The organism is Lacrimispora struthionigena (genome assembly GCF_048627165.1).
In the GTDB taxonomy this organism is placed as follows: Bacteria; Bacillota; Clostridia; order Lachnospirales; family Lachnospiraceae; genus Lacrimispora.
Window position 1 is genome coordinate 2,787,805 of the sequence record NZ_JBMBWP010000002.1, and the last position, 24,696, is coordinate 2,812,500.

At 42.6% G+C, this 24,696-nt stretch carries 23 protein-coding genes, 1 other RNA gene and 1 pseudogene (1 of these 25 only partly in view); 16 read left to right on the forward strand and 9 right to left on the reverse strand.

Annotation, left to right across the window (positions count from 1 at the left end; all coding sequences use genetic code 11):
- Positions 1–250 precede the first annotated feature (250 nt).
- From metG to dhaS, 6 genes are all read left to right on the forward strand, one after another.
- Positions 251–2,227, forward strand: a complete 1,977-nt coding sequence (gene metG / locus ACOAOT_RS22010; RefSeq protein ID WP_420218906.1) for a methionine--tRNA ligase — start codon at positions 251–253, stop codon at positions 2,225–2,227.
- 84 nt (positions 2,228–2,311) lie between these two features.
- Positions 2,312–3,067, forward strand: a complete 756-nt coding sequence (locus ACOAOT_RS22015) for a TraX family protein (RefSeq protein WP_420218907.1) — start codon at positions 2,312–2,314, stop codon at positions 3,065–3,067.
- 23 nt (positions 3,068–3,090) lie between these two features.
- The gene (locus ACOAOT_RS22020) at positions 3,091–3,855 is read left to right on the forward strand and encodes a TatD family hydrolase (protein WP_420218908.1); all 765 of its coding nucleotides are present in this window, start codon (positions 3,091–3,093) and stop codon (positions 3,853–3,855) included.
- A gap of 29 nt (positions 3,856–3,884) precedes the next feature.
- A complete protein-coding gene (locus ACOAOT_RS22025) occupies positions 3,885–4,406 on the forward strand; it encodes a GNAT family N-acetyltransferase (RefSeq protein ID WP_420218909.1) in 522 nt (173 codons plus the stop codon).
- Positions 4,407–4,530: 124 nt separating this feature from the next.
- Entirely contained in the window at positions 4,531–5,403 is an 873-nt protein-coding gene (gene rsmA, locus ACOAOT_RS22030) for a 16S rRNA (adenine(1518)-N(6)/adenine(1519)-N(6))-dimethyltransferase RsmA (protein WP_420218910.1), read from the forward strand.
- A 16-nt stretch (positions 5,404–5,419) separates the two neighbouring features.
- On the forward strand, positions 5,420–5,983 hold the full coding sequence (dhaS, locus tag ACOAOT_RS22035) for a dihydroxyacetone kinase transcriptional activator DhaS (protein ID WP_170820827.1): 564 nt from the start codon (positions 5,420–5,422) through the stop codon (positions 5,981–5,983).
- On the opposite strand, the gene ACOAOT_RS22040 is transcribed toward dhaS, so the two are convergent.
- Positions 5,980–6,213, reverse strand: a complete 234-nt coding sequence (locus ACOAOT_RS22040; protein WP_420218911.1) for a hypothetical protein — start codon at positions 6,211–6,213, stop codon at positions 5,980–5,982. The genes dhaS and ACOAOT_RS22040 overlap by 4 nt on opposite strands.
- A 235-nt stretch (positions 6,214–6,448) precedes the next feature.
- On the opposite strand from ACOAOT_RS22040, the gene ACOAOT_RS22045 reads away from it, so the two are divergent.
- Both ACOAOT_RS22045 and ACOAOT_RS22050 read left to right on the forward strand, forming a co-directional pair.
- Positions 6,449–8,152 carry an oleate hydratase gene (locus tag ACOAOT_RS22045; RefSeq protein ID WP_420218912.1) on the forward strand — a complete coding sequence of 568 codons (1,704 nt, stop codon included), beginning with the start codon at positions 6,449–6,451 and terminating at the stop codon, positions 8,150–8,152.
- Positions 8,153–8,358: 206 nt separating this feature from the next.
- Positions 8,359–10,050, forward strand: coding sequence for a peptide ABC transporter substrate-binding protein (locus ACOAOT_RS22050; RefSeq protein ID WP_420218913.1), 1,692 nt, complete (start codon positions 8,359–8,361; stop codon positions 10,048–10,050).
- Positions 10,051–10,102: 52 nt separating this feature from the next.
- On the opposite strand, the gene ACOAOT_RS22055 is transcribed toward ACOAOT_RS22050, so the two are convergent.
- The 7 genes from ACOAOT_RS22055 to nagB all read right to left on the reverse strand — a co-directional run bounded on the left by ACOAOT_RS22055 (position 10,103) and on the right by nagB (position 15,488).
- Positions 10,103–10,654 carry a TIGR01440 family protein gene (locus ACOAOT_RS22055; RefSeq protein WP_420218914.1) on the reverse strand — a complete coding sequence of 184 codons (552 nt, stop codon included), beginning with the start codon at positions 10,652–10,654 and terminating at the stop codon, positions 10,103–10,105.
- Positions 10,655–10,693: 39 nt separating this feature from the next.
- Complete coding sequence (locus ACOAOT_RS22060; RefSeq protein WP_349673973.1) at positions 10,694–11,113, reverse strand: HIT family protein; 420 nt, start codon at positions 11,111–11,113, stop codon at positions 10,694–10,696.
- A gap of 168 nt (positions 11,114–11,281) precedes the next feature.
- Positions 11,282–11,686, reverse strand: a complete 405-nt coding sequence (locus ACOAOT_RS22065) for a bacteriohemerythrin (RefSeq protein ID WP_170820823.1) — start codon at positions 11,684–11,686, stop codon at positions 11,282–11,284.
- 67 nt (positions 11,687–11,753) lie between these two features.
- Positions 11,754–12,764: an ABC transporter ATP-binding protein gene (locus ACOAOT_RS22070; protein WP_420218915.1), complete on the reverse strand. Its 1,011-nt coding sequence runs from the start codon at positions 12,762–12,764 to the stop codon at positions 11,754–11,756.
- Complete coding sequence (locus tag ACOAOT_RS22075; protein WP_420218916.1) at positions 12,718–13,575, reverse strand: ABC-2 family transporter protein; 858 nt, start codon at positions 13,573–13,575, stop codon at positions 12,718–12,720. The genes ACOAOT_RS22070 and ACOAOT_RS22075 overlap by 47 nt, the downstream gene beginning before the upstream one ends.
- A complete protein-coding gene (locus tag ACOAOT_RS22080) occupies positions 13,568–14,398 on the reverse strand; it encodes a hypothetical protein (RefSeq protein ID WP_420218917.1) in 831 nt (276 codons plus the stop codon). The genes ACOAOT_RS22075 and ACOAOT_RS22080 overlap by 8 nt, the downstream gene beginning before the upstream one ends.
- A gap of 355 nt (positions 14,399–14,753) precedes the next feature.
- Positions 14,754–15,488 carry a glucosamine-6-phosphate deaminase gene (nagB, locus tag ACOAOT_RS22085; RefSeq protein WP_420218918.1) on the reverse strand — a complete coding sequence of 245 codons (735 nt, stop codon included), beginning with the start codon at positions 15,486–15,488 and terminating at the stop codon, positions 14,754–14,756.
- Positions 15,489–16,805: 1,317 nt separating this feature from the next.
- On the opposite strand from nagB, the pseudogene ACOAOT_RS22090 reads away from it, so the two are divergent.
- Positions 16,806–17,231 (forward strand): annotated as a pseudogene (locus ACOAOT_RS22090) (DUF6128 domain-containing protein); the annotation flags it as partial.
- Positions 17,232–17,249: 18 nt separating this feature from the next.
- Here the strand turns inward: ACOAOT_RS22090 and ACOAOT_RS22095 are convergent.
- Complete coding sequence (locus tag ACOAOT_RS22095) at positions 17,250–17,945, reverse strand: anaerobic ribonucleoside-triphosphate reductase activating protein (RefSeq protein ID WP_420218919.1); 696 nt, start codon at positions 17,943–17,945, stop codon at positions 17,250–17,252.
- A gap of 73 nt (positions 17,946–18,018) precedes the next feature.
- Here ACOAOT_RS22095 and tadA point away from each other — a divergent pair, with 73 nt between their 5' ends.
- The 7 genes from tadA to ACOAOT_RS22130 form a co-directional block, all read left to right on the forward strand.
- Positions 18,019–18,507, forward strand: coding sequence for a tRNA adenosine(34) deaminase TadA (gene tadA / locus ACOAOT_RS22100; RefSeq protein ID WP_420218920.1), 489 nt, complete (start codon positions 18,019–18,021; stop codon positions 18,505–18,507).
- A gap of 68 nt (positions 18,508–18,575) precedes the next feature.
- Positions 18,576–18,837, forward strand: an RNA gene (gene ffs / locus ACOAOT_RS22105) — signal recognition particle sRNA large type.
- A 202-nt stretch (positions 18,838–19,039) separates the two neighbouring features.
- Positions 19,040–20,119 (forward strand): 6-phosphofructokinase, encoded by a 1,080-nt coding sequence (locus tag ACOAOT_RS22110; RefSeq protein ID WP_277405455.1) that lies wholly within the window; start codon positions 19,040–19,042, stop codon positions 20,117–20,119.
- Between the two features lie 12 nt (positions 20,120–20,131).
- Positions 20,132–21,721 carry a DNA polymerase III subunit gamma/tau gene (dnaX, locus tag ACOAOT_RS22115; RefSeq protein WP_420218921.1) on the forward strand — a complete coding sequence of 530 codons (1,590 nt, stop codon included), beginning with the start codon at positions 20,132–20,134 and terminating at the stop codon, positions 21,719–21,721.
- A 31-nt stretch (positions 21,722–21,752) separates the two neighbouring features.
- A complete protein-coding gene (locus tag ACOAOT_RS22120) occupies positions 21,753–22,106 on the forward strand; it encodes a YbaB/EbfC family nucleoid-associated protein (protein ID WP_420218922.1) in 354 nt (117 codons plus the stop codon).
- 2 nt (positions 22,107–22,108) lie between these two features.
- Positions 22,109–22,705: a recombination mediator RecR gene (recR, locus tag ACOAOT_RS22125; RefSeq protein WP_097006959.1), complete on the forward strand. Its 597-nt coding sequence runs from the start codon at positions 22,109–22,111 to the stop codon at positions 22,703–22,705.
- 29 nt (positions 22,706–22,734) lie between these two features.
- Positions 22,735–24,696 carry the 5' portion of a tetratricopeptide repeat protein gene (locus ACOAOT_RS22130; protein WP_420218923.1) on the forward strand. Its footprint extends 213 nt past the window's final position, so the window shows 1,962 of its 2,175 coding nt (coding positions 1–1,962); the start codon lies at positions 22,735–22,737; its stop codon lies off the right edge, out of view.

Below are 24,696 nucleotides of genomic sequence, written 5' to 3' on the forward strand. Positions count from 1 at the left end.
GCCTTTAAATTTCGACGGTCACACCCGTTATCGTGTCAGACTGTTATTATATACCAAAAGCATCATTCTGGAAAGCTTTTGATTAGAACGCAGCCGGTGAGGTCTGTGTCGTAAGGCATGGATAAATTAAAGTGGTATCACGGGATAGTGCCCCGTCTTTAAATTTCCTATGTGGATTTTTTAAGACGGGTTTTTCTTTGTTGGGAAATGATTCACCCTGCATCTCATTATATTTCTGGAGGAAAAGATTATGTGTAAAGATTCAAACAAAAAGCCATATTATATCACCACAGCCATTGCATACGCATCCGGTAAGCCTCACATTGGTAATACCTATGAGGCTGTTTTAGCTGATGCCATAGCAAGATTTAAAAGAGAAGAAGGATACGATGTATTTTTCCAGACAGGAACGGATGAACACGGACAAAAGATTGAGGAAAAAGCTGCAGCAGCAGGCATAACTCCCAAGGAATTCGTAGATCAGGCTGCTGGTCAGATTAAAACTATCTGGGATCTGATGAATACCTCCTATGACAAGTTTATACGTACTACGGATCCGGATCATGAAGCACAGGTTCAGAAGATATTTAAAAAACTTTACGATCAGGGTGATATCTATAAGGGATATTATGAAGGTTTATACTGTACTCCATGTGAATCTTTCTTTACTGAGTCCCAGCTGGTAGACGGCAAATGTCCGGATTGTGGACGTGAAGTAAAACCGGCAAAGGAAGAGGCTTATTTCTTCCGTATGAGCAAGTATGCAGATCGTTTGATCCAGCATATTAATGAAAATCCTGATTTTATTCAGCCCGTATCAAGAAAGAATGAGATGATGAACAACTTCCTTCTTCCGGGACTTCAGGATTTATGCGTGTCCAGAACCACATTTACATGGGGAATCCCGGTCACATTTGATCCAAGACATGTTACTTATGTATGGCTTGATGCATTGACAAATTATATTACAGGAATTGGGTATGACTGCGATGGAAATAACAGTGACCAGTTTGCAAAACTGTGGCCTGCAGATCTTCATCTGATTGGTAAGGATATCATCCGCTTCCATACTATTTACTGGCCAATTTTCTTAATGGCACTGAATGTACCCCTTCCAAAACAGGTATTTGGTCATCCATGGCTGTTGCAGGGAGACGGTAAGATGAGTAAGTCAAAGGGTAACGTTCTTTATGCAGATACACTGGTAGACTTCTTCGGAGTGGACGCAGTTCGTTATTTCGTTCTTCATGAAATGCCTTTTGATAATGATGGAGTCATTTCCTGGGAGCTGATGGTAGAGCGCATGAACTCTGATCTTGCCAATATTCTGGGCAACCTTGTTAACCGTACCATTTCCATGTCCAATAAGTATTTCGAAGGTGTGGTAAGAGACGGCGGTATCACAGATGAGTTTGATGAGGATTTAAAAGCAGTTGTACTTGAAGAGGTAAAAAAGGTCGGCGAGAAGATGGAGAAACTCCGCGTCGCAGATGCGATTACTTCTATTTTTAATATCTTCAGAAGAAGTAATAAATATATTGATGAAACAGCACCATGGACTCTTGCAAAGGATGAGGCTTCAAAAGCCCGTCTGGAGACGGTTCTATATAACCTGACAGAAGCGATTACCATCGGAGCATCTCTTTTGGCTTCTTTTATGCCGGAGACCTCTGCTAAAATTCTTTCTCAGCTTAATACAACAAAAAGAGAACTGCCCCAGATGAATGAATTCGGTTTATACCCATCTGGCAATAAGGTAACCGACAAGCCTGAGATTTTATTTGCCCGTATGGATATGAAGGAAGTGATGGAGAAAGTGGAAGCTATGCATACAGCTGCAGAAGGTGCCACAGAGGAGAAAGAATCACAGGAAGATGACGGAATTGATATAGAGGCAAAAGCAGAAATTGAATATGAGGATTTTGCAAAGCTGCAGTTCCAGGTGGGTGAGATCATTGCCTGCGAAGCAGTAGCAAAATCTAAAAAACTCTTATGTTCCAAAGTTAAAATTGGAAGTCAGGTAAAACAGATTGTCAGCGGCATCAAGGCCCATTACTCACCAGAAGAAATGGTTGGTAAAAAAGTTATGGTTGTGGTAAACTTAAAACCAGCGAAGCTGGCTGGTGTTTTATCCGAAGGCATGCTTTTATGTGCGGAAGATGCACAGGGCAACTTATCTCTTATGGTTCCGGAAAAGGCAATGCCGTCAGGAGCGGAGATCTGCTAATAAAAAGCTGTTTTAAGAACAGGAAAAGATGATAATGAGGCCGGATTTTTATAATCCGGTCTTATCGTTTAAGAGGAGGACTTGATGACAGAATCCACTGCTTTCCAAAAGAAAGGAATTTCAGGAAATACCTTAAAGATCATCGCGATCATAACCATGCTGATTGACCATATTGGTGCGGTTGTAATTGAAAATGGGATATTGAAGTATCAGGACCCTTTACTGATGCAGACAATCCTGGCTACGCCAGAAGGCGTAAAGTGGAGTACCATTGATTTTGTTCTCCGAACCATTGGAAGAATATCCTTTCCGATTTTCTGCTTTTTGCTTGTTGAGGGTTTTCTTCATACCAAAGATGTTAGAAAATACGGAATCAGGCTTTTGGCATTTGCTTTAATTTCAGAAATACCGTTTGACCTTGCGGTTTTTAACAGCTGGTTTCACCCCGGGTATCAGAATGTATTTTTCACCCTTTTTATCGGTCTGTGGGTGCTTGAGTGGTACCAGAAGGCCATGGGTGATCCCCTTCGGCAGTTTCTGGCAATCGGAGTGGGATGTGGGGTATCCATACTGCTGAAATCAGATTACAACTTAGACGGAATAGTATTGATACTGATCATATATATATTTCGAAATAATAAAAAACTTCAGACAATATTTGCAGGAATAATGGCTGCATTAATCAGTGCAAGCTGTTTTGGAGCAGGAATATTTGCTCTTTTGCCGATCCACTTGTATAACGGGAAAAAAGGTGAAAGGAATTTAAAATATTTATTTTACGGATTTTATCCTCTTCATTTAATCCTGCTTTATATTGTTCGGTTATTGATTACAGGCTGACAAACGTTTTAAAGGAGATATCTATGATTTTTGATACACACGCTCATTACGATGATGAAGCATTTAATGAAGACAGAGAAGAGCTGCTTGCAAGTCTGCAGTCTCATGGCATAGAAGCGGTTACCAATGTTGGAGCCAGCATAAAGACATCAGAGAATACCATTAAACTCACAGAGAAATATTCTTATATATACGGGGCAATCGGTGTTCACCCCAATGAGACTGGTGAGTTAAATGATGAGAAGTTAAACTGGCTGAAAGAAAATTCCAGCCGTAACAAAATAGTGGCCATTGGCGAAATAGGTCTTGATTATTACTGGGAGGAACCAGATCATGAAACACAGAAGACCTGGTTTGTGCGGCAGCTGAATCTGGCTAAGGAGGTAAAGCTTCCGGTTATTATTCACAGCCGTGATGCGGCAAAAGATACCCTTGATATTATGAAGGTGGAGCATTCCCAAGATGTAGGCGGTGTGATTCACTGTTTTTCCTATGGAAAAGAGATGGCCAGGGAATATCTGAATATGGGCTTTTATTTGGGAATTGGGGGTGTGCTGACCTTTAAAAATGCCAGAAAGCTGAAAGAAGTGGTGGAATATATGCCTTTGGATCAGCTGGTGCTTGAGACAGACTGCCCTTACCTGGCCCCTGTTCCCAATCGGGGAAAGCGCAATTCTTCCCTGAATCTTTCTTATGTTATTGATGAGATTAGCGCTATAAAAGGAATTTCCAGGGATGAGGTTGTGGAAGTTACCAACCGGAACGCTAAAAAGCTTTATCATCTGTAAAAAAGACAAAGAGTTGGTAAGGAGTTTGTGTGAAAGAAATCAATGAAAAAACCCATATCATGATATTGAAAAATACCCAGGAAAGCGATTTAGACTTCGTGGTTGAATGGGAACATCAGCCTGATAATGCTCAGTATGTTGGACAGTGGACAAGACAACAACATAGAGTTTCCTTGTCTCAGGAAGACATATTGCATTTGTCAATAGAAGAAAGATCCACCAATAAGCTGATCGGATATGTAATTTTAGCTGGTATTACAAATCCAAATCACAACATTGAATTTCGGAGAATTGTTATATCAGATAAAGGTCACGGCTTTGGAAGAGAAACTCTGAAGTTAGTAAAAAAAATCGCCTTTGAGCAGTTAAACGCACATAGATTATGGCTTGATGTCAGATATAAAAATCAGAAAGCACAAAGACTATACAAGTCAGAAGGCTTTGTTGAAGAAGGCATACTAAGAGAATGTATTTTATATCATGGCAGTTATGAATCACTGATAGTTATGTCAATTCTGAAAAGTGAATATGTTAATCAATATGATTTATAGTGTTAGCTTTTCTAAATATCATATTTAGTGGCGGGTATCCGGACTTCGGACCCGTCTTATATTTATTGACTTTTTGTTTATAATAAGATACCATTGATTAATAAAAAACGATAGGAAAATGTGTATGCAAAATAAATTAGGCAACCCTCAAAATACAATCCAGATCATCCAAAAATATGAGTTCGCATTTCAAAAGAAGTTCGGACAGAATTTTTTAATTGATACACACGTACTTGATAAAATCATTCTGGCAGCAGGTGTAACCAAGGATGACTGCGTTTTAGAGATCGGTCCTGGAATCGGTACGATGACTCAGTATCTGGCAGAAGCAGCAGGCCATGTGGTTGCAGTAGAGATCGATTCAAACTTAATACCAATTCTAAAGGAAACGCTGGCTGATTATGATAATGTAACTGTAATTCATGCAGATATTTTAAAGACTGATATTAATGAACTGACTCAGAAATTTAATGGTGGACGCCCCATAAAGGTAGTGGCAAATCTGCCTTATTATATTACCACGCCCATTATTATGGGACTTTTTGAAGGTCAGGTACCCATTGATAACATTACAGTCATGGTGCAGAAGGAAGTGGCAGACCGTATGCAGGTAGGACCAGGTTCCAAGGATTATGGTGCACTTTCACTGGCTGTTCAATATTATGCAGAGCCATATATTGTAGCCAATGTTCCTCCCAACTGTTTTATGCCCCGTCCCAACGTGGGTTCAGCGGTGATCCGCCTGACCAGGCATAAAAATCCCCCTGTCAGTGCACAGGATCCGGGACTGATGTTTCGCCTGATCCGGGCATCCTTTAACCAGAGAAGAAAAACACTTCAAAATGGTTTAAATAACTCTCCTGAGGTTCCTTATACCAAAGAACAGATTATATTGGCAATTGAAAGCCTGGGTCTTTCCCCGTCTGTGAGAGGAGAAGCGCTGAATTTAGAGCAGTTTGCGGCACTTGCCAATTATTTTACAAATATAAAAGAATAGTATAACAGGAGGGCCTATGTCGGATTCGCTTATTACGAAACGTGCAATTGCAGAAGCATTGAAGCAGGTGTGCAAAGAGAAACCATTTGATAAGATATCCATATCAGATATTACGGCAGTATGTGGTCTGAACCGGCAGACCTTTTATTATCACTATCAGGATAAATATGAACTATTAAGCTGGATTTATTATAATGAAAATTTTGCTGCAATTGCAGATGATATCAGCCTTGATAACTGGAATGAGAAAATCCATGAGCTTTTGAGTAATATGAAACAGGAAAAAAACTTTTACGTAAATACCATAAAAGAGCAGGAACATACCTTTGAGAGTTATTTGTATGAGATGACAAAAGCATTATTTTCTGAAGCAATTGAGTTACTTGATGAAAAGGGAAAACTGACCTTTGAAGAACGGGATTTTGATGCGGGATTTTATGCCTATGGTCTTTGTGGAGTAATCATGGACTGGGTAAAAGAAGGAATGAAGATGGAGCCAAAAGAAGTTTCAAAACGGTTAAAAAGCCTCGCCAGGGCTACGGAGCGGATCGGATATATTCGCAGCCAGGCGGAGCTTTAAGCCAGTTTCTGAATGATCAGATTCAGGCAATCGTCTCTGGAACAATTTTTTATCATGATAAGCAGTTCTTCGTAAGTAAAAAGTTCACTGGAGGCGGGGCTGAATTTTTGTAACAGTTCCCTTAAGTTACGGGCGGTCCGTTCCGGTGCTTTCTGACCATTTTTAAGTTGATGAAAAAGTGCTGTTTTTAAAACGCTTTCCCGTATATGGTTGTGTAACGTTCCCGACATGGATAGTCCTCCTTATTCATTATTTTCATTGTAAAAGAATATATAAAAAATTACGATAGACAATATAGAAGAATTGTCTGGTTTTTCGACACCATTTTGCGGGTGTCGTTTTTTTATACAGGAACAAAAGCATGTATGGTGACGATAAAAATGTTATATGATAATATAAGTTTATCAATTGATTTTAAAAGAGATTGGAGTGTGGCTTATGTTAAACAAAATGGAGAAAAGTAACATGATGAAATTGCTGGCACTGGGGGCGGCAGCTACGGCAGCAGGTGTGGCTGCCAAGACACTGTATGAACGTACTGGGAAATCAAAAAAGGCAAAGCGGATGGATTCCAAAAACAATTCCGTTATTCCAAAAGGAAAGGCTTATTTTGTAGGAGGCGGCCTTGGCAGTCTTGCGGGAGCAGCCTATCTGATCAGAGACTGCAAGATGCCCGGCAACCAGATCACCATCTTTGAGGGAATGCCCATCTTTGGTGGAAGCAATGACGGTATCGGTACTCCTGAAAAGGGATTTGTCTGCAGAGGGGGACGCATGCTCAATGAAGAGACCTATGAAAACTTCTGGGAGCTGTTTCGATCCATTCCCTCTTTAAGCAAACCGGGAAGAAGTGTAACAGAAGAAATTTTGGATTTTGATCATGCGCATCCTACCTCAGCCAAGGCAAGGCTCATTGACAAAGATGGAACCATACTTGATGTGAAAAGTATGGGATTTAATCAGAAAGAACGTATGGCTTTACTGAAATTAATGAATACACCGGAAGAAAAGCTTGATGATATGACCATTGAAGAGTGGTTTGCAGATTCGCCCCACTTTTTTACCACTAACTTCTGGTATATGTGGCAGACTACCTTTGCATTCCAAAAATGGAGCAGTCTATTTGAATTCCGCCGTTATATGCGCAGGATGATATTGGAATTCTCCCGTATTAATACATTGGAAGGCGTTACAAGGACGCCTCTCAATCAATATGACAGTGTAATACGTCCGCTTGAAACATATTTAAGAAAAGAAGGGGTTATTTTTGCAGAGAACTGTACAGTAACTGACATTGACTTTGCAGAAGGAGATGAGATTACGGCTAAAGTTCTTCATCTGACTGATCATGGGGTTACCCGTACGTTAGAATTGGAAGATGACGATATCTGCATTATGACCAATGCATGCATGACAGACAGTGCTACATTAGGTGATCTTCATACACCAGCGCCAGCGCCTGTTTTGAGGCCCATATCCGGGGAATTGTGGAGTAAAGTGGCAGTGAAAAAGCAGGGACTTGGAAATCCATATCCATTTTTTGGAGATGCCAGCGAAACCAACTGGCTGAGCTTTACCGTAACCAGCAAAGGAAACAAGCTTTTAAAGCTTATTGAGGACTATTCCGGCAACGTTCCGGGAAGCGGAGCCTTAATGACCTTTAAGGACTCTAACTGGTTAATGAGTATTGTTGTTGCTGCGCAGCCTCACTTTCCGAATCAGCCCATGGATCAGACCATATTCTGGGGCTATGGCTTATACACCGATAAAATAGGAGATTATATCAAGAAACCAATGAAAGACTGTACAGGAGAGGAACTTCTTACAGAACTTCTTTGCCACCTTCATATGGAAGACCGCAAGGATGAGATAATGGCAGATGTGGTAAATGTAATCCCGTGCATGATGCCATATGTAGATGCCCAGTTCCAGCCGCGTAAAATGGTTGACCGTCCTGAGGTGGTTCCTGCCGGCTCTACCAACTTTGCAATGATCAGTCAGTTTGTTGAGATCCCGGATGATATGGTATTTACGGAAGAGTATTCAGTTCGTGCTGCAAGAATAGCAGTTTACACACTGATGGGTATTGATAAAAAGATCTGTCCGGTTACACCATATGTGAAAGATCCTAAGGTATTAATAAAGGCAGTGCAGACCTCCTACCGATAAGATATATTAATAATAATGTCTTTGTGAGCCAGACGAAATATAGGTATCAATCGTCTGGCTCTTTGATGCTTTATCACGGTACAACCTTAATATACAATAGTTTAATGCGAAAAAGTTCGTTGCATGATCGTCCCTTTTGTGATATGCTATTACTCGTGCTGTCCTTGAAGGACGGACGAATGAACGTAAATACGGAGGGAAGTATTATGAAGAAAACAGCAATCGTATTAGCGGCTGTTCTTGTCTCTGGTCTCGTTTTAAGTGCATGCGGAGGTACCGGAAAGTCCGGCGCAGCACAAAGCGGAACTGAGAAGACCACAGAAGCAGCAGCAAACACAGAAACAGCAGCAAGCACCTCAACAGAGCCACTTGACCTGGCAGTGCAGATAGGATCTGATCCCGAAACCATTGATCCGGCTCTTAGTACAGCAATTGATGCATCCAACATCATTATGCATGCCTTTGAGACTCTTATGACATTTGATGAGAACAACAATATCGTTTCCGGTCAGGCAGAATCCTATGATGTCAGCGATGACGGACTTACTTATACGTTTCATTTAAGAGACGGCTTAAAATGGAGCGATGGTTCTGATTTTACTGCAGAGGATTTTGTATATTCCTGGAAACGTATGGCTGATCCTGCTACAGCAGCACCATATGCAGCAGATATGCTTTCCGTGGTAAAAGGTTATGACGAAGCAGCAGCAGGCAATGTTGATGCACTGGCAGTTTCTGCTCCTGATGCAAAAACATTCGTAGTTGAGCTTTCTGGTCCTTGTACATATTTTGACAAAATTGTGACTCATGCAAGCATGGCACCAGTGAAAAAGGATGTAGTGGAAGCGAAAGGCGACCAGTGGTCCCTTACTCCGGATACCTATATTTCTAACGGTCCGTTAAAGATGGTCGAGTGGGTACCAGGTTCTCACATCACATTTGCTAAGAATGAAAATTACTGGAATGCTGACAGAGTTACTTTAAATACTTTAAAGTTTGTTCTTATGGAAGATCAGAACGCCGCATACAGCGCATACAGGACAGGTGAGGTACAGATGATTCGCGATGTGCCCACTGAAGAAATTCCAAACCTTAGAGATTCCGCTGAATTCCATTTAGAACCACGTATGGCAACATCCTATACAATTTTTAATACCCAGAAGGAACCCTTCAACAATGCAAAAGTACGCCGTGCATTAAGCCTTGCAATTGACCGCGACTATATTGCCAATACCCTTATGATGGGAACTGCTCTTCCTGCCTCCAATTTCGTAGGGCCTGGTATCTCTGATGATAAAGAAGGTTCTTCATTTGAAGCGGTAAGCCGTACAAATAACGGCGGTGACTATTTCAGCGTAGATAATTATGCGGCAGATCTTGATAAGGCAAAAGCCCTGCTGACTGAGGCTGGATATCCTAACGGGGAAGGATTCCCTGCAATTGAATATATGACCAATGATGCAGGCTACAACAAAGCAGTTGCTGAGTACTTGCAGAGTGCATGGAGCGAGCTTGGAATCAGAATGGATATCAAGATTGTTGAATGGTCTACATTCACACCAACCCGCCGTGCCGGTGATTTCCAGATCTGCCGTGGAGGATGGGTTTATGATTACGATGATCCTTCCAACATGTTGAATCTGTTCTCAACTGAGAGCGGAAACAATGATGGAAAATACTCCAATGCAGAAGTAGATAAACTCCTGACTGAGGCAAGAACTACAGCTGATAGAACGGAGCATTTTGATAAGCTTCATAAAGCAGAAAAAATCATGATGGAAGATGCTGCAGTATCTCCTCTTGTATATTCCAGTGATTATTATCTTCAGAAACCTGAAATTAAAGGAACATGGCATTCTCCATATGGCTACTGGTTCTTTATGTACGCTACAAAATAATCCAATAAAAAGCCTTCTGTCAGCGGTTATACCACCTGACAGAAGGCTTTTTTTATTCAATGGTATCATCATAAGAAGCACGGACACCGCCGATGTATTTTGGTCTGGTACGGGCTGCAACCACATGGGCAGAGCCAATATACTGGGTTTTTATGCGAATGGGAACGGCTACAGCTTTCAAATGCATTCCGATCAGTGTATCTCCAATATCAATTCCAGCATGAGCTTTAATCGATTCTACTGCAACCGGATGTTCAAGACTATGGTAGGCCGCAAGTGAGAAGGAGCCGCCGGCCTTAAGCTGCGGCACAACATTGACCGGTTCATAATGATAGAACTCCGCTGCTTCCCTTTCTAATATGAGTGCCCTGTTTAAATGCTCACAGCACTGGGCAGCCACATAAATTCCCTGTTTATGAAAGACTTCATAAATAGCCGAAAATACTGCCTGGCCGATCTCTGCACTGGAATGAGAGCCGATTCTGTGATCGGATATCTCACTGGAAGAGCAGCCGATCACTACCAGGTCCTTTTCCTTTAAATGAGATGCGTCCAAAACTTCTTTTGCGGCTTTACCTGCCTGCTTTCTGATTTCATCTAACATAATCCGGCACCTTCCTTCCTGTACAGTCTGTCTGTTTGATTATAAGGCTGCACGAATGGCTTCAGCCATTTTCTCATACTCATCATCAGTTAAATATACTTTATCCGGATTCATGGTAAATGTGCCACCCCATTCATCTCCGCCATTGTATTTGGGAACAATATGCATGTGAAGATGACAGCCTGTATCACCATAAGCGCCATAATTTACTTTATCCGGATTAAAAACCTTGTGAATGGCTTTGGATACTTTGGAAACTTCAGCAAAAAATGCATTTCTCTCTTCATCGCTGATATCAATCATCTCGCTGACATGATCCTTATATGCAAGAATGACTCTGCCTTTCTTGCTCTGTTCTTTAAATAAATATAAAAAGCCTGTTTCCATTTCACAGACAGGATAACCAAATTTAGCAACCAAGTCTCCTTTCATACAATATGCGCAATTTGTGTCTTTCATAATCATGTACCTTCTTTCCAGTAGTTTGTTTTTGATTTCTGAACCTATTTTATCAAAATACAGACGGAATGAAAAGAGAGCACAGTAATTATTTTATACCATAGCACAAAAAAACAGCTTCTTTCCAGAATCTGGTAAGAAGCTGTTTTATGATTATTCTTATTTGGATCAGGATCTGCTTTTTATGTGAGTTGCAACTTTGACATCTTCTTTTTTAATATGGTTGATCAGCCAACCTGCAATCGCACTGTTTACTTCGCCAACCAGTGCAATGGTAGGACCTTCCTTATCAAGCTTCTGGCAGATTCCTGCAACTACCTTCTTAAACTCTTCATGATAGCGTTTGTGATTTGCATAATCGGGATACTGGCTCTGAAGCTGGAGCTTTTCCTCGTCTCCAAAATGCTTGGCAGTATAATCCTGTAAAAACTTAGTAGTATTAGCCAGCTCTGCACGGCCTTTGCCGGTGGAGCAGGCCGTCAGTAAATTATTGATCGCATCAATCAGCTGACGGTGTTCTGAATCGATTAACTGGTTTCCGGTCTCCAGATCCTTTGTAAATGCGTATGCCATATGTACACCTCTTTCGTTATAAATAATGTAAGTATATTCTACACTAAACCTACGAAAAAACCAACTGTTAATTTTCCCGCCAGCTCAGATATAAATTAGCAACTACATCTTCAATGGGTGATTTTTTAATTTCCATATCAAGGATTTGGGGAAAATCAGAAAGTAACCCCAAAACCTCATGGATTCCTAATACATTCCGGTCAAATTCGTATTCGTGAACTCCACTTTCCGTTTTCAAAAGCCGCATACCCGGAATGGAGAGTGGTATCTCTTCTTTTGCTGTAGTAAGGACAATCCGGTAAAAGCCTCCCATTACATTTCGTAGTTCATCAAAATTTCCGTCAAATGCAATTCGCCCCTTGTTAATAAGAATGATTCTCTGGGCCATTTCCTCCAGATCGTCCATATCATGGCTGGTTACCACCACCGTTGTTTTACTCTCAAGATTAATCTTCTTTAAAAACCGGATCATCTGCTGCTTGGCAAGTACATCAAGACCAAGCGTAGGCTCATCAAGAAAAATCAGTTCCGGACTGTGAAGCAGAAGCATGGCAATATCCGCCCGCATTCTCTGCCCAAGGCTCAGCTCTCTGGTAAAGGTTTTTAAAATATCAGATAGATCCAAAAGTTCTGTAACCATCTCCAGATTCTTTTTGTAAACGGGATCCGGAATGTTCCACACCTCCTTTTTCCATTGAAAGCTGGATATCACCGGATGGTCCCACCATAATTCTGTGCGCTGGCCAAACAGGACTCCAATTTGACTCATAAGCTTGATCCGGTCTTTGGCGGGATTTAATCCCAGTACAGATACCGTTCCTTGTGTAGGCATGAGAATACCGGAAAGAATTTTTATTGTAGTGCTTTTACCGGCACCATTGGCACCTGCATAAGCAACAAATTCCCCTTTCTTTACCTGAAGCGATATGTGATCAAGAGCTGTTACTACCCGCTTTTCCGGGTGAAGAAGATTTTTAATAATGTCTCGGGCATTGCCGCTTCGCTGCCACTGGCAGTATTCTTTTGTTATATTATCGATGGCCAAAGCCGGAATATCTTGGAGAACCATAGGTTTCATAATATTTCATTCCTTTCTTAAATGTGATAATTGCTATTAATGAAAAAATCGTGGCTGCCATGGGCAGATAGAACGCTTTCGGAACTAAAATTGCCTCTACCCCATATTTCCCGGCTTTTATTAAAAGTGTGGAGGGAAGCCAGGCACAAAGACCAACAGGAATCAAGGACAAAAAAATGTGCTTTTGAAAGCCTCTCATATTACCCAGCGGGTAAGTTTTTAATGAAGAAAACAATTCCTTCCCCACCCCGGCAATCTCCTCTGCAGCAGCAGGGGCATAGAACGCAGAGCAGGAAATCAGATAGATAAATGACATCACAATAACAATTGAGCAAATGCTGTAAAAAAGAAACAGCAATAAAGTAAAGGCGTTTATAGGTAAACCAGCTCTTATGGCACCGTAAGCAGTAAGCCCTGTTCCAAAAATCAAGATGGGAGAACCGGAAACAGGGGAAAACCCCTGTGCCAGAAGTTCCGCCCAAAGAGGAACCGGCTGGATCATTATGTGGTCAAGCTGCCCCCGGCCAATAATCCGGCTGACCATGCCTGTATTGTTGCCGATAAAAAATACCATGTAAATACCGTCAATAAAGAGAGCGTAACCCATCATAAATAAAATTTCATTTTGGGTCATACCGGAAAAGTTCTTAAAATTTGTGGATAGCAGGCAGACACCTGCAATGGTGCAGCCACCGCTAACAACATCTGAAACCAGTTGAATAAAGAAATAACGGGTATCCCGTAGAAACCATAATAAATCCATTTTTGCATATTGCCTGTAAAGCCTGATTAATATTTTAAAATTATCCACCAAAAGAGATCATCCTTTCTTTGCTTTTATTAAATACGTAAATAGCAAGAGCCCATAAACTAACAGCCCAGAAAAACTGAAGCGCCAGAATCCTGAATGGAAAATGGGCAGTGCCGGTGTAGATAGTTAAAGGTCCATGGGCAACTGAGCCCAACGGAAGCAGGGAAAAAAGCGTTCCCAATTTTTTTGGAAATAATGAAAATGGTATCATTTCTCCGGAAAGCAGGGAATAAACTGCCTCTCTGACAGCAAGAGCCGCAAAGCACCCATTTTTCAGATTCATTGCAAGAGAAGCGAACAGCAAATCTATGGCAAATCCAATACAAATTGCCAGCAGCAGGCTTATGAAAGAGAGAATCCCCATACGTAAAGAAGCAGGCAACGGACTGACAGAAAGAACCGGTGCAAAAAGCAATAATGGAATACCCAGAAATAAGAAGTTGGGAACCCAGAATCGGCCAATGGTTTCAGAAATAAAGCTTGCTTCAATTGCCATGGGTCTTAAAAAACGCCCAATGACGGATCCCTCCCACAAGGACGAAGTGGCGGGAGAAATAATATTTAATTCCTCATGTAATACGGCAGACATCAGTGTGTAGGTCATTAACTGGTTTACTGATACATTTGCTGGCAGAGCATTCGTCTCTGCCAAGGTCTTCCAGACAAAGGTCAGCATAATGAACTGGACAATCTGGACAACGTATCCTCCAGCTACACAGAGAAAGCCTCCGTCAAAAATTTGTTTCGAGCAGATTAAAGTTGTGGAGCATACGGCTCTTGAGAGAGAGCCGCAGCCGGACAGAATGGTTTTTACCTGTTTCATAGGTCATATCCTCCATATTGTGTGTTTAGAATCAAAGTGGAAAATGTCCGTTCAGACTGCCATTTCGAAAAAAACGCACAAAAAAACCCGGTGCAGGAGCATCCGGGCGGAAAATCAACCGAAAAACCAGTGGTAAAACCTACCGGCTAACAGAATAATTTTCAGATGAGACGCTGCCTTTTTCGTAAAAATGGGCGCACTGATACACGGACGCGTCAAAATTACCGAAAACTGCAGAGATATTATTAATATTAGTCCATAATGAAGTAGCTTTAATAGATATATTTCTCACAGCGTCTCACCTCCTTTTAAAAAATTTAACTCATTATATCATTGTAAGCTATATACGTCAAGATTAGTTGGTTTCCCATTTTGACAGTGCTGCTTCATCGGCCACAATAATTACATCCGGATGGAGTTGCAGAATGGAAGCAGGAACTTTTGGTGTCACCGGCCCGCAAAGGGCATTGTAAAGAATTTCAGCCTTATCCTCACCACTTACCATTAACAGGATTTTTTTGGCTCTGATAATTGTACCGATTCCCATGGTATAAGCCTGGCGCGGAACCTGATCTATAGATTCAAAAAATCGCTTATTCGCTTCAATGGTGCTTTCCTGTAAGTCAACAATGTGGGTATCTTTTGGGAAGATATCGGAAGGCTCATTAAATCCGATGTGCCCATTATGACCAAGCCCAAGAATCTGTAAGTCAATGCCGCCCAGATTTCTGAGAATCTCTTCATATCTGGCAGCTTCTTTTTCTGCATCTAGTTCCATACCATCAGGTATATGAGTATTGGTTACATCAATATTTACGTGCATAAATAAATTTTGCTTCATAAAGTGGTAGTAACTCTGGTCATTGTCTCTGGTTAATCCCTTGTATTCATCAAGGTTTGCTGTTTTTACCCGGGAAAAATCCAAATCCCCTTTGTTGTACCATTCAATCAGCTGTTTGTAGGCACCCACAGGTGTAGAACCGGTAGCGAGTCCCAGAACACAGTTTGGTTTCATAATGATCTGGGCAGATATAATATTGGCTGCTTTTCGGCTCATGTCATAGTAGTCTTTTGCACGGTAAAGCTTCATTTTTATCATCCTCCACATATTGGAAAAAATTTTTATTTTATTCTTTCATTAGGATATCATTTTTATGTCATAGATGCAATGGCATTTTGCATAAAATAGTGATAAAGGAGTGGTGGCATGTCTAACTATCGAAGACTAATCTCATATATTTATGCCTACGAAGGCGGAGTCAAAGGAAAAAACATCGGATTTGCCAAGATAGAGACGAGAGGAATCCAGTGCAAAATTACGGTAAGTGTGAAAAGAATTTATGTAGGCGGTAACGACATTGGAGTGTATCTATTGGCTGGAGAACAGGAAATATACCTTGGTAATATCTTCATACGAGGTGGTTCCGGTGAATTCAGAGCCACAGTATCCGTAAATGATATTGAACGTTCCGGTTTTAACATGGACCAATGTTTTGGACTGACCATACATGATGTAAAAAATACATGGAGATCTTATACCACCATATGGGAGGACGCAGTTGCTCATGCGGCGGCAGTTGATCTGGAAAATACAGATTCTGCTGTAAAAGAAAATTCTGCCATATCGGAAGAACAGATAAAAAAAGCTGTTCAGGAGATAGAAAAAGAGTTTCCACTGGAAGGTGGAGATAATCAGGATACAAAAAATGAAGAAGAGATTCTTCACCAGGCGGAAAGTCCGGTGTCATCCGACAGTGAGCCAAGCCCGGAGGCCGAAAGCCTCATGCCTGAGATCCAGCAGATGACAGGTTTCTTACCGCAAGATGGAAATACCAGAACCGCAGTAACCGTAACCGGTCCAACTGCAGGAGGAAGGCAGGGGAATCCTCCTTCAGTCACTGCGCCTGCGCCGGATAGACAGCAAAACGCACGCCCGACCATGACTGGCCCGATTCCTGGCTGGTGGCAGGAACCACGTCCAACCGGACCAATGCCCAACGGGTCAATGCCAACAGCGCCAATACCTAATGGTGCAATGCCACGGTCAATGCCGACAGGACCAATGTCTCCTTTACCGAAACCAACCAGTCCGGCTTCTCCAGCGCCGCGTCCAACGGGTCCGATGCCAACAGCACCGATGTCTGCAGAGTCCATACATACAGATCCGTCTGAAGAGACTCAGACCGTTTTACAAAGTCAGCAGGAATCGGTTCCCTTAATGCCAAAGCCCATAATGTTTGATGCTGAAGATGGCGGATTAAAAGAATCTGTTCAGATGAGTTCAGGCGACGCAGGTCTGGCTGAGGATACAGATGTATTTCTTGAGCCCGAGGCAGGAACTACCCGTTTGTACCGCGCAGATGCCGCAATAAAAGAAACGAAAGACCAAGACCATACGGAACCAAAGCTTGGTGATCCAGAGGTACTGGAACATTTGCGCCAAAATGAAAGCCAGGAAGAAAGTCAACATAGTGTGATTTGGGAAAAATTAAGAAAAGAACATACCAGGATTCTGGCATTTGATTATGAAGACGGCTGTGAAATTCTGACAATCAAACCTCAGGATATTGGTCTTCTTCCCAGAGATGCATGGGTATTTGGAAATAACAGTTTCTTATTACATGGTTACTACAATTACCGGTATCTGATCCTCGCCAGGCTTAACACGGAAGGAACACCCCGCTATCTGCTGGGAGTCCCGGGACATTATTACAGCAATGAACGATATATGGCATCTATGTTCGGTTTTCCTAACTTTGTGCTGTCAAAAGATCAGCCAATGGAAGATGGACGTTTTGGATTCTGGTATACCGACATAAAAGTAGGGGGCTGAAAAGCCCCCTGGTTTGCGTTAAAAAGATTCACCCCGGAGTATGGTGCCCGGAAGAAATGGTTTTAGAATTTTTAGAAATCCCTTCAGTTCACTATCAGAAAAAGAAGTGTAGCCCGGGCATAAAACCTGATCAGAATCCACATAATTTTGAAGAAAGTACTGGGAATCTCCCTCCAGCCAGTTGCCGATATCCACGAAATCCCCCATTGTATGAATCCCTTTTACCACTGTGGTGCGAAATTCGTATGGGATACGGTTTTCCATTAAAAATGCAGCGCTTTCTTCCACGTTCCTTATTTTAAGATCCCCGGTTCCAGCAGCTTTCTTATAATGCTCCCGACCGGATTTTATGTCCATGGCTATATAATCCAGAAGCCCTTCTGTAATCAGCTTTTTTAATACATCAGGACGATAACCGTTGGTGTCAAGTTTAATTAGATAACCCAGTTCCCGGATTTTTCGGATCAATGACTCCAGTTCTACAGTGAGTGTGGGCTCTCCGCCGGTAATACAGACACCTTCCAGAATCCCTTTTCTCTTTATAAGAAAATCTAAAATTTCTTCCTCTGAGAACAGTGACGCTGCATCGCTCCCGATCAATCCGCTGTTATGGCAAAAAGGGCAGCGGAAATTACAGCCGCCCAGAAAAATCGTGGCAGCCACATGACCTGGATAATCCAGAAGTGTTGTTTTTTGAAGACCACATAACTTCATCTATTCACCATTCCTTTATTTCATGATATACTTAGGACAAGTATACCACATTAAACAGCAAAGAGGAATCATTATGACAATAGATGAAAAATATATGTGTCAGGCAGTTACACAGGCAAAAAAAGCAGGAGCAGTTGGTGAAGTCCCCATTGGCTGTGTGATTGTTTATGAAGACAAAGTGATAGCCAGAGGATACAACCGGCGTACATCAGATAAAAATGTGCTGTCCCATGCAGAAATCATTGCAATCCGGAAAGCCTGCAAAAAGCTGGGTGACTGGAGACTGGAAGACTGTACCATGTATGTAACCCTGGAACCCTGTCCCATGTGTGCGGGAGCGATTGTACAGTCAAGAATGAAGAAAGTTGTGGTTGGCTGTATGAATCCCAAGGCAGGATGCGCAGGCTCTGTACTTGATTTGTTCCATGAAAAAGGGTTTAATCATCAGGTGGAAATGGAATCCGGAGTATTAGGGGAAGAATGTGCCCAGATGATGAAAAAATTTTTTAAAGAATTAAGGGATAATAAAAAACAAAAAATGGAAGATACAATTGCCCCCTAAATCCTTGACAATCCGGTGGTTTCCATGTATACTTAACTGCGATTAAGTCATAATACGTCATAAAGTTTCCGTGCAGCCGGGGAGATAGCGGTGCCCTGTACCTGCAATCCGCTCCAGCAGGGGTGATGTCTCACCCAGGGCCGGCTATTGTAGGGCTGCCCCTGATAAGTGACGATGACGTTTGGGTCTTACGCAACAGATCTTCATGAACCGTGTCAGGGCAGGAATGCAGCAGCACTAAGTGGAACCTTCTGTGTGCCGTGAGGGTGCCTGGACCGAGTTAACTGTCAGGGTAACGCCTGTGATAGCGGTTCAAAGTGAGACGCACGGATTAAAATATAGTTATCAGGACGCCGGGGAGCAGTGAATTGCTTTGCGGTGTTTTTTCATTTTTAATATTTCCTTACATTATCTTATGAAATAAAGTTTTCCCTTGCCCCACATTCCCCTTTGTATTATAATTGAGAATAAAATGGGTATAATAGTACCTATTTCCAAATAACAAATCTAATCAAAGAAGAGGTGTGCTTTTATGATGAGAATTGGAATTCTTACAAGCGGCGGTGACTGCCAAAGCTTAAATGCTACCATGCGGGGCGTTGCCAAAGCATTGTACCGGCTGTTTGATGATATTGAGATTGTAGGATTTGAAGACGGTTATAAAGGTCTTATTTATGCGAATTACCGTGTGATGAAGCCGGAAGAGTTTTCTGGAATCCTGACAAAAGGGGGAACCATACTTGGAACCTCCAGACAGCCGTTTAAACTGATGCGGATACCGGACGGGAACGGTCTCGATAAGGTAGAAGCGATGAAGCACACCTATAAGAATTTAAAGCTGGAATGTCTGGTTGTCCTTGGCGGCAACGGCAGCCAGAAGACAGCCAATCTCCTTAGGGAGGAAGGCTTAAACGTTGTATCGCTGCCTAAGACCATTGATAATGACTTGTGGGGAACTGATATCACCTTTGGCTTTCAAAGCGCGGTTAATGTGGCAACCAATGCCATTGACTGCATCCATACAACAGCTGCTTCCCATGGACGAGTCTTTATTGTCGAAGTTATGGGTCATAAGGTAGGCTGGCTGACTCTCTATGCAGGGATCGCCGGTGGAGCTGATATTATTCTGGTTCCGGAAATTCCATATGATCTGAATGTAATTATAGAAGCGTTAAAGAGCAGAACCAGAGAAGGCAAGAAGTTTTCCATTATTGCCGTTGCAGAAGGCGCTATTTCCAAAGAGAATTCGGTGCTGACAAAAAAAGAACTGAAAGAAAAAAAGAAGAATGGCGTGATTTACCCTTCTGTGGCCTATGAGATCGGAGCACAGATCACCGAACGGACTGGACAAGAAGTCAGGGTTACCGTTCCAGGTCATATGCAGAGGGGCGGAGAACCATGTCCATATGACAGAGTGATTTCCACCCGCCTTGGGGCAGAAGCAGCAAAACTGATAAAGAATAAGGAATATGGCTACATGGTGGCAGTTAGCAACAATGAAATTGTTAAGGCGCCCTTAGCTGAGGTGGCCGGTAAATTAAAAACCGTCGATCCGGAATGTTCCATCGTTAAGGAAGCCAAGATGATCGGAATCAGCTTCGGCGACAAATAAGGAGTAACAGGCATGTCATATACGGCATTATATCGGAAATGGCGCCCTTCATCCTTTGCAGATGTAAAGGGACAGGACCATATTGTGCAAACACTTAAAAACCAGATTATATCCCAGCGTATCGGGCATGCATATCTGTTCTGCGGAACCCGGGGAACCGGTAAGACCAGTATCGCAAAGATTTTCGCAAAAGCAGTCAATTGTGAACAGCCTTCAGACGGCAGCCCCTGCGGGGAATGCCATACCTGCAGGAATATAGCAGCAGGTGCTTCATTAAACGTTGTTGAGATTGATGCGGCATCAAACAATGGTGTGGAGAATATCCGGGAGATCAGAGAGCAGGTTCAGTATCCGCCTACGGAAGGTAAATACCGGGTTTATATTATCGATGAGGTTCATATGCTTTCAACAGGAGCATTTAACGCATTATTAAAAACCCTGGAAGAACCTCCCTCATACGTTATATTTATTCTGGCAACAACAGAAGTGCACAAGATTCCGGTCACAGTATTATCCAGATGTCAGCGCTATGATTTTAAACGTATCACAGTTGAGACAATTGCTGAACATCTGAACGAACTTACACAAGCAGAACAGATTCAGGTAGAGGAGAAGGCGCTGACTTACATTGCCAAATCGGCAGACGGAGCGTTAAGAGATGCTTTAAGTCTGTTAGATCAGTGCATTGCCTTTCATTACGGAGAACTGCTTACCTATGATAACGTACTTGATGTGCTTGGAGCAGTGGATATTACGGTATTCGGAAAGCTGTTTCAGGCCGTTGCACAAAACAAAACAAAAGACTGCATCGCATGTCTGGAAGATATGGTGATTCAGGGTAGAGAGTTAGGACAGTTCGTAGTTGATTTTATCTGGTATTTAAGAAATCTTTTGATTATTAAATCAGTGGATAACGGAGAGAATCTTATAGATATGTCAACGGAGAACCAGAATCTGTTAAGAGAGGATAGTGCTCTTGCAGATTCTGAGACACTTCTCCGGTATATCCGTGTGTTCTCAGATCTGTCTAATCAGCTGCGCTACGCTTCACAAAAGCGTGTGCTGATAGAAGTTGCACTGATCAAGCTGACCCGCCCTCAGATGGAGCAGAACTATGATTCGATTCTGCAACGCATCAAAGGCATTGAAAAACAGCTGGAGAGCGGAACATTTCTGCAAAAAGGAGAAGCGTCCGCAACTGTTGAAGCCAGCTTAGGTGCGGGTGAGGCAGAGACACTTACTCCTGCTCAGAGAGTTGCACTTCCCCAGGGGCAGTTAGAAGATTTAAACCTGATACGAAGTGATTGGGGGAAAATTATACGGGAACTGGGTGGTCCCATACGGGCCAGTTTTCGGGAGACTGTGGTGGAACCCGCAGGTGAGAACCGGCTTTGTGTGGTCTTTTCCGATCAGAGCAATTTTATGATTGGAAGCAGAGAAACCACCATTGCGGATATTGAACGGTATGTGGAGGATCATTATAAAAAATCCATTGCCTTTCAGACAAGGCTCAGGGGCGGCGGCGAACGTATGGATACCATTTACGTCAGCGACGAAGAATTGAAAGCCAATATTTTAATGGACATAACAATAGAAGAATAAAATGATTATGAAAATATAGGAGGATTACACCATGGCAAAACGTGGCGGTTTTCCAGGCGCTATGCCTGGCAATATGAACAATTTAATGAAGCAGGCACAGAAGATGCAGCGTCAGATGGAAGAGACGACAAAAGCTCTCGAAGACAAAGAATATAAAGCGACAGCAGGCGGCGGAGCGGTTACCGTAACAGTTTCAGGTAAGAAAGAAGTAACTTCTGTAAAATTATCCCAGGAAGTGGTTGATCCCGATGACATTGAGATGCTGGAAGATTTAATTATGGCGGCTACCAATGAAGCGTTCCGTCAGATGGAAGAAGACAGCAGTTCCGCTATGTCTAAATTAACCGGTGGAATGGGAGGATTAGGCGGAGGATTTCCGTTCTAATTATGGATTATTACAGCAGTCAGATAACCAGATTAATTGAAGAGCTTTCAAAGCTCCCCGGTATTGGCAGTAAATCAGCACAGCGCCTGGCATTTCATATTATTAATATGCCGGAGGAGCAGGTAACAGGCCTTGCTTCATCCATAACAGAGGCAAAACGTAACGTGCATTACTGCAAAGAGTGTTTTACTTTGACGGATCAGGAGCGCTGCCCCATTTGCAAGAGTGAGAAACGCAATCATAAGGTTATTATGGTGGTGGAAGATACCAGAGATTTAGCTGCCTATGAAAAAACCGGAAAGTTTGAAGGCGTTTACCATGTGCTCCATGGAGCCATATCCCCTATGCTGGGAATCGGACCTGGAGATATTAAGCTGAAAGAATTAATGCAGAGGCTGCAGGGAGATGTGGAAGAAGTGATCATAGCCACAAACTCCAGTCTGGAAGGTGAGACAACAGCCATGTACATCAGTAAGCTGATCAAACCTACAGGAATCAGGGTTACCCGCATAGCCAGCGGTGTTCCCGTTGGCGGAGACTTAGAGTACATAGATGAGGTGACATTGTTACGGGCTCTGGAGGGCAGAGTCGAACTGTAACTCATTTGCCTTGTTAGGAGATGCAAAGAATGGATAAGTACGAGTTTAATATAAAAGTTGAACAAATTAAAAAACTGGTCGGTAAAAACGACTATGAGACGGCTATGAAGATCGCCGACACAATCGACTGGAGAAGAGTCCGCAACACCAATTTGCTTTCCATGGTAGCCATGGTATACGAGAAAAATGAGGATTATCAGGAGGCAAAGGAGATCCTTTTACAGGCGTTTGAGCGGGCGCCTATTGGAAAAAGGCTTCTCTATAAGCTGGCAGAGCTGGCCATTAAAGAAGGCAATATCGAGGAAGCCGAAAGCTATTATAAGGAATTTGGAGATCTGGCTTCTGAGGATCCCAGACAGCAGCTTCTCCGTTATATGATTTTAAAGGCAAAAGGAGCACCGGCCCAGCAGCTCATTCATTCACTCGAATCCTATACCAGTGTGGAGCTTGATGAAAAATGGCTTTATGAACTGGCGGAACTTTACAGCCTTGCCGGAATGGCGGAACGCTGTGTAGAGACTTGTGACCGTATTATGCTGATGTTCGGACTTGGAAAATATGTGGAAAAGGCAATGGACTTAAAAGTTCAGTATGCCCCTTTGACAAATTACCAGATGGATCTCATAGAAAACAGAGATAAATATGAAGCCAGACTTCGTGCAGTAGAGCAGGAGTACGGCACCGGTAAAAAAGTAAGTGTACAGCTGGAACCGGAGATCGATTATTATCAGGAAGAACCGGAGATCAGCCAGTATTCCAACATGGTATATGAGGAATCAGTGGAAGAGGATTATGAAGCCAGCATGCAGGAAGCGGAAGTACAGGAGTCTCTCGCCAGAGAGATGTCCAGAATTTCTTATGAAGATCCGGTTGTTGAAGAAGAACCGGCTGCAGAACATACCAGAGTGCTGGAAGATATCCGCAGAGTAGGACGCAACATTTCCATATTCCCAAGAACAGTGGAAGATTATATACCGGAAGAGGAAGAAATGGAAACATACTCCGAACCGGTAATTGAAGAGGAAGAGCCTCAGGAGTTTGACCAGGAGATTTACGGTATCCAGTCAGCTGCTACTGCAGAGGAAGATGAAGTATATGATCTGCCTCAGGAAGAAAGCTTTGATAATGAGGAAGAGCAGTATTCTAACTATTATGAGGCAGAAGAAGCAGCATATCCGGAGGAAGACGGAAGCGGATATCATTTCCCCCAGCAGGAAGAAGGGGAAGAGTTTGCTTTTGAGGATCTGTATGAAGATGAGGAAGAAGAGGCTATTGAAGAGCCTGTCCGCAATCATCTTATGATTGAGGCCAGAACTCCTGAAAAGGGACTTCAGATGGCAGTAGAAGCATTAAAGCAGATTCATAAGGAAAGCGGTGTGAATAATCCTGTTGCCAAGATTTCAGGATCCAAACTTTCAAAGCGTGGAGTGTTTGCTTCTGCAGATAAGCTTTCTGGAAAAGATTTAGTGATCGAAGAAGCCGGAGACTTAACTCCGGAAGCTCTTGATGAGTTAAACCAGCTCATGGAAAGAGATGCCAGCGGAATGATCGTAGTTTTAATCGATAATCCGAAGCAGATGGAAACACTGCATCAGGACCATCCGGTTCTGGCCAGTAAATTCGAATGCATTGGAAGCGGAGAGGAAGCTCCGAATTCTGAATCTGAACCTGTGCCTGCTCAGAGGAATTCCCGGGTTGTACAGGAGAGAGATAGGTATCAGCACGATCCGGTAATGCAAAATAATGCTGTGGAATACCAGCAGAGTCAGGAATACCATTACCCTGAATCCGGTGAGTACGATCAGTATGACGAGTATAATCAGGAGCAGAATTACGAAGATAGTGATTATTACGAAGAATCTGAATCTGAACCTGTGGACGAGCCCTCCTTCAGACAGCAAAGTCAGCCTGAGTATTCCGGCGAGGAGATGGATATCGACGAATTTGCACAGTATGCCTGCCGGTATGCCAACGAAATTGACTGTAATATT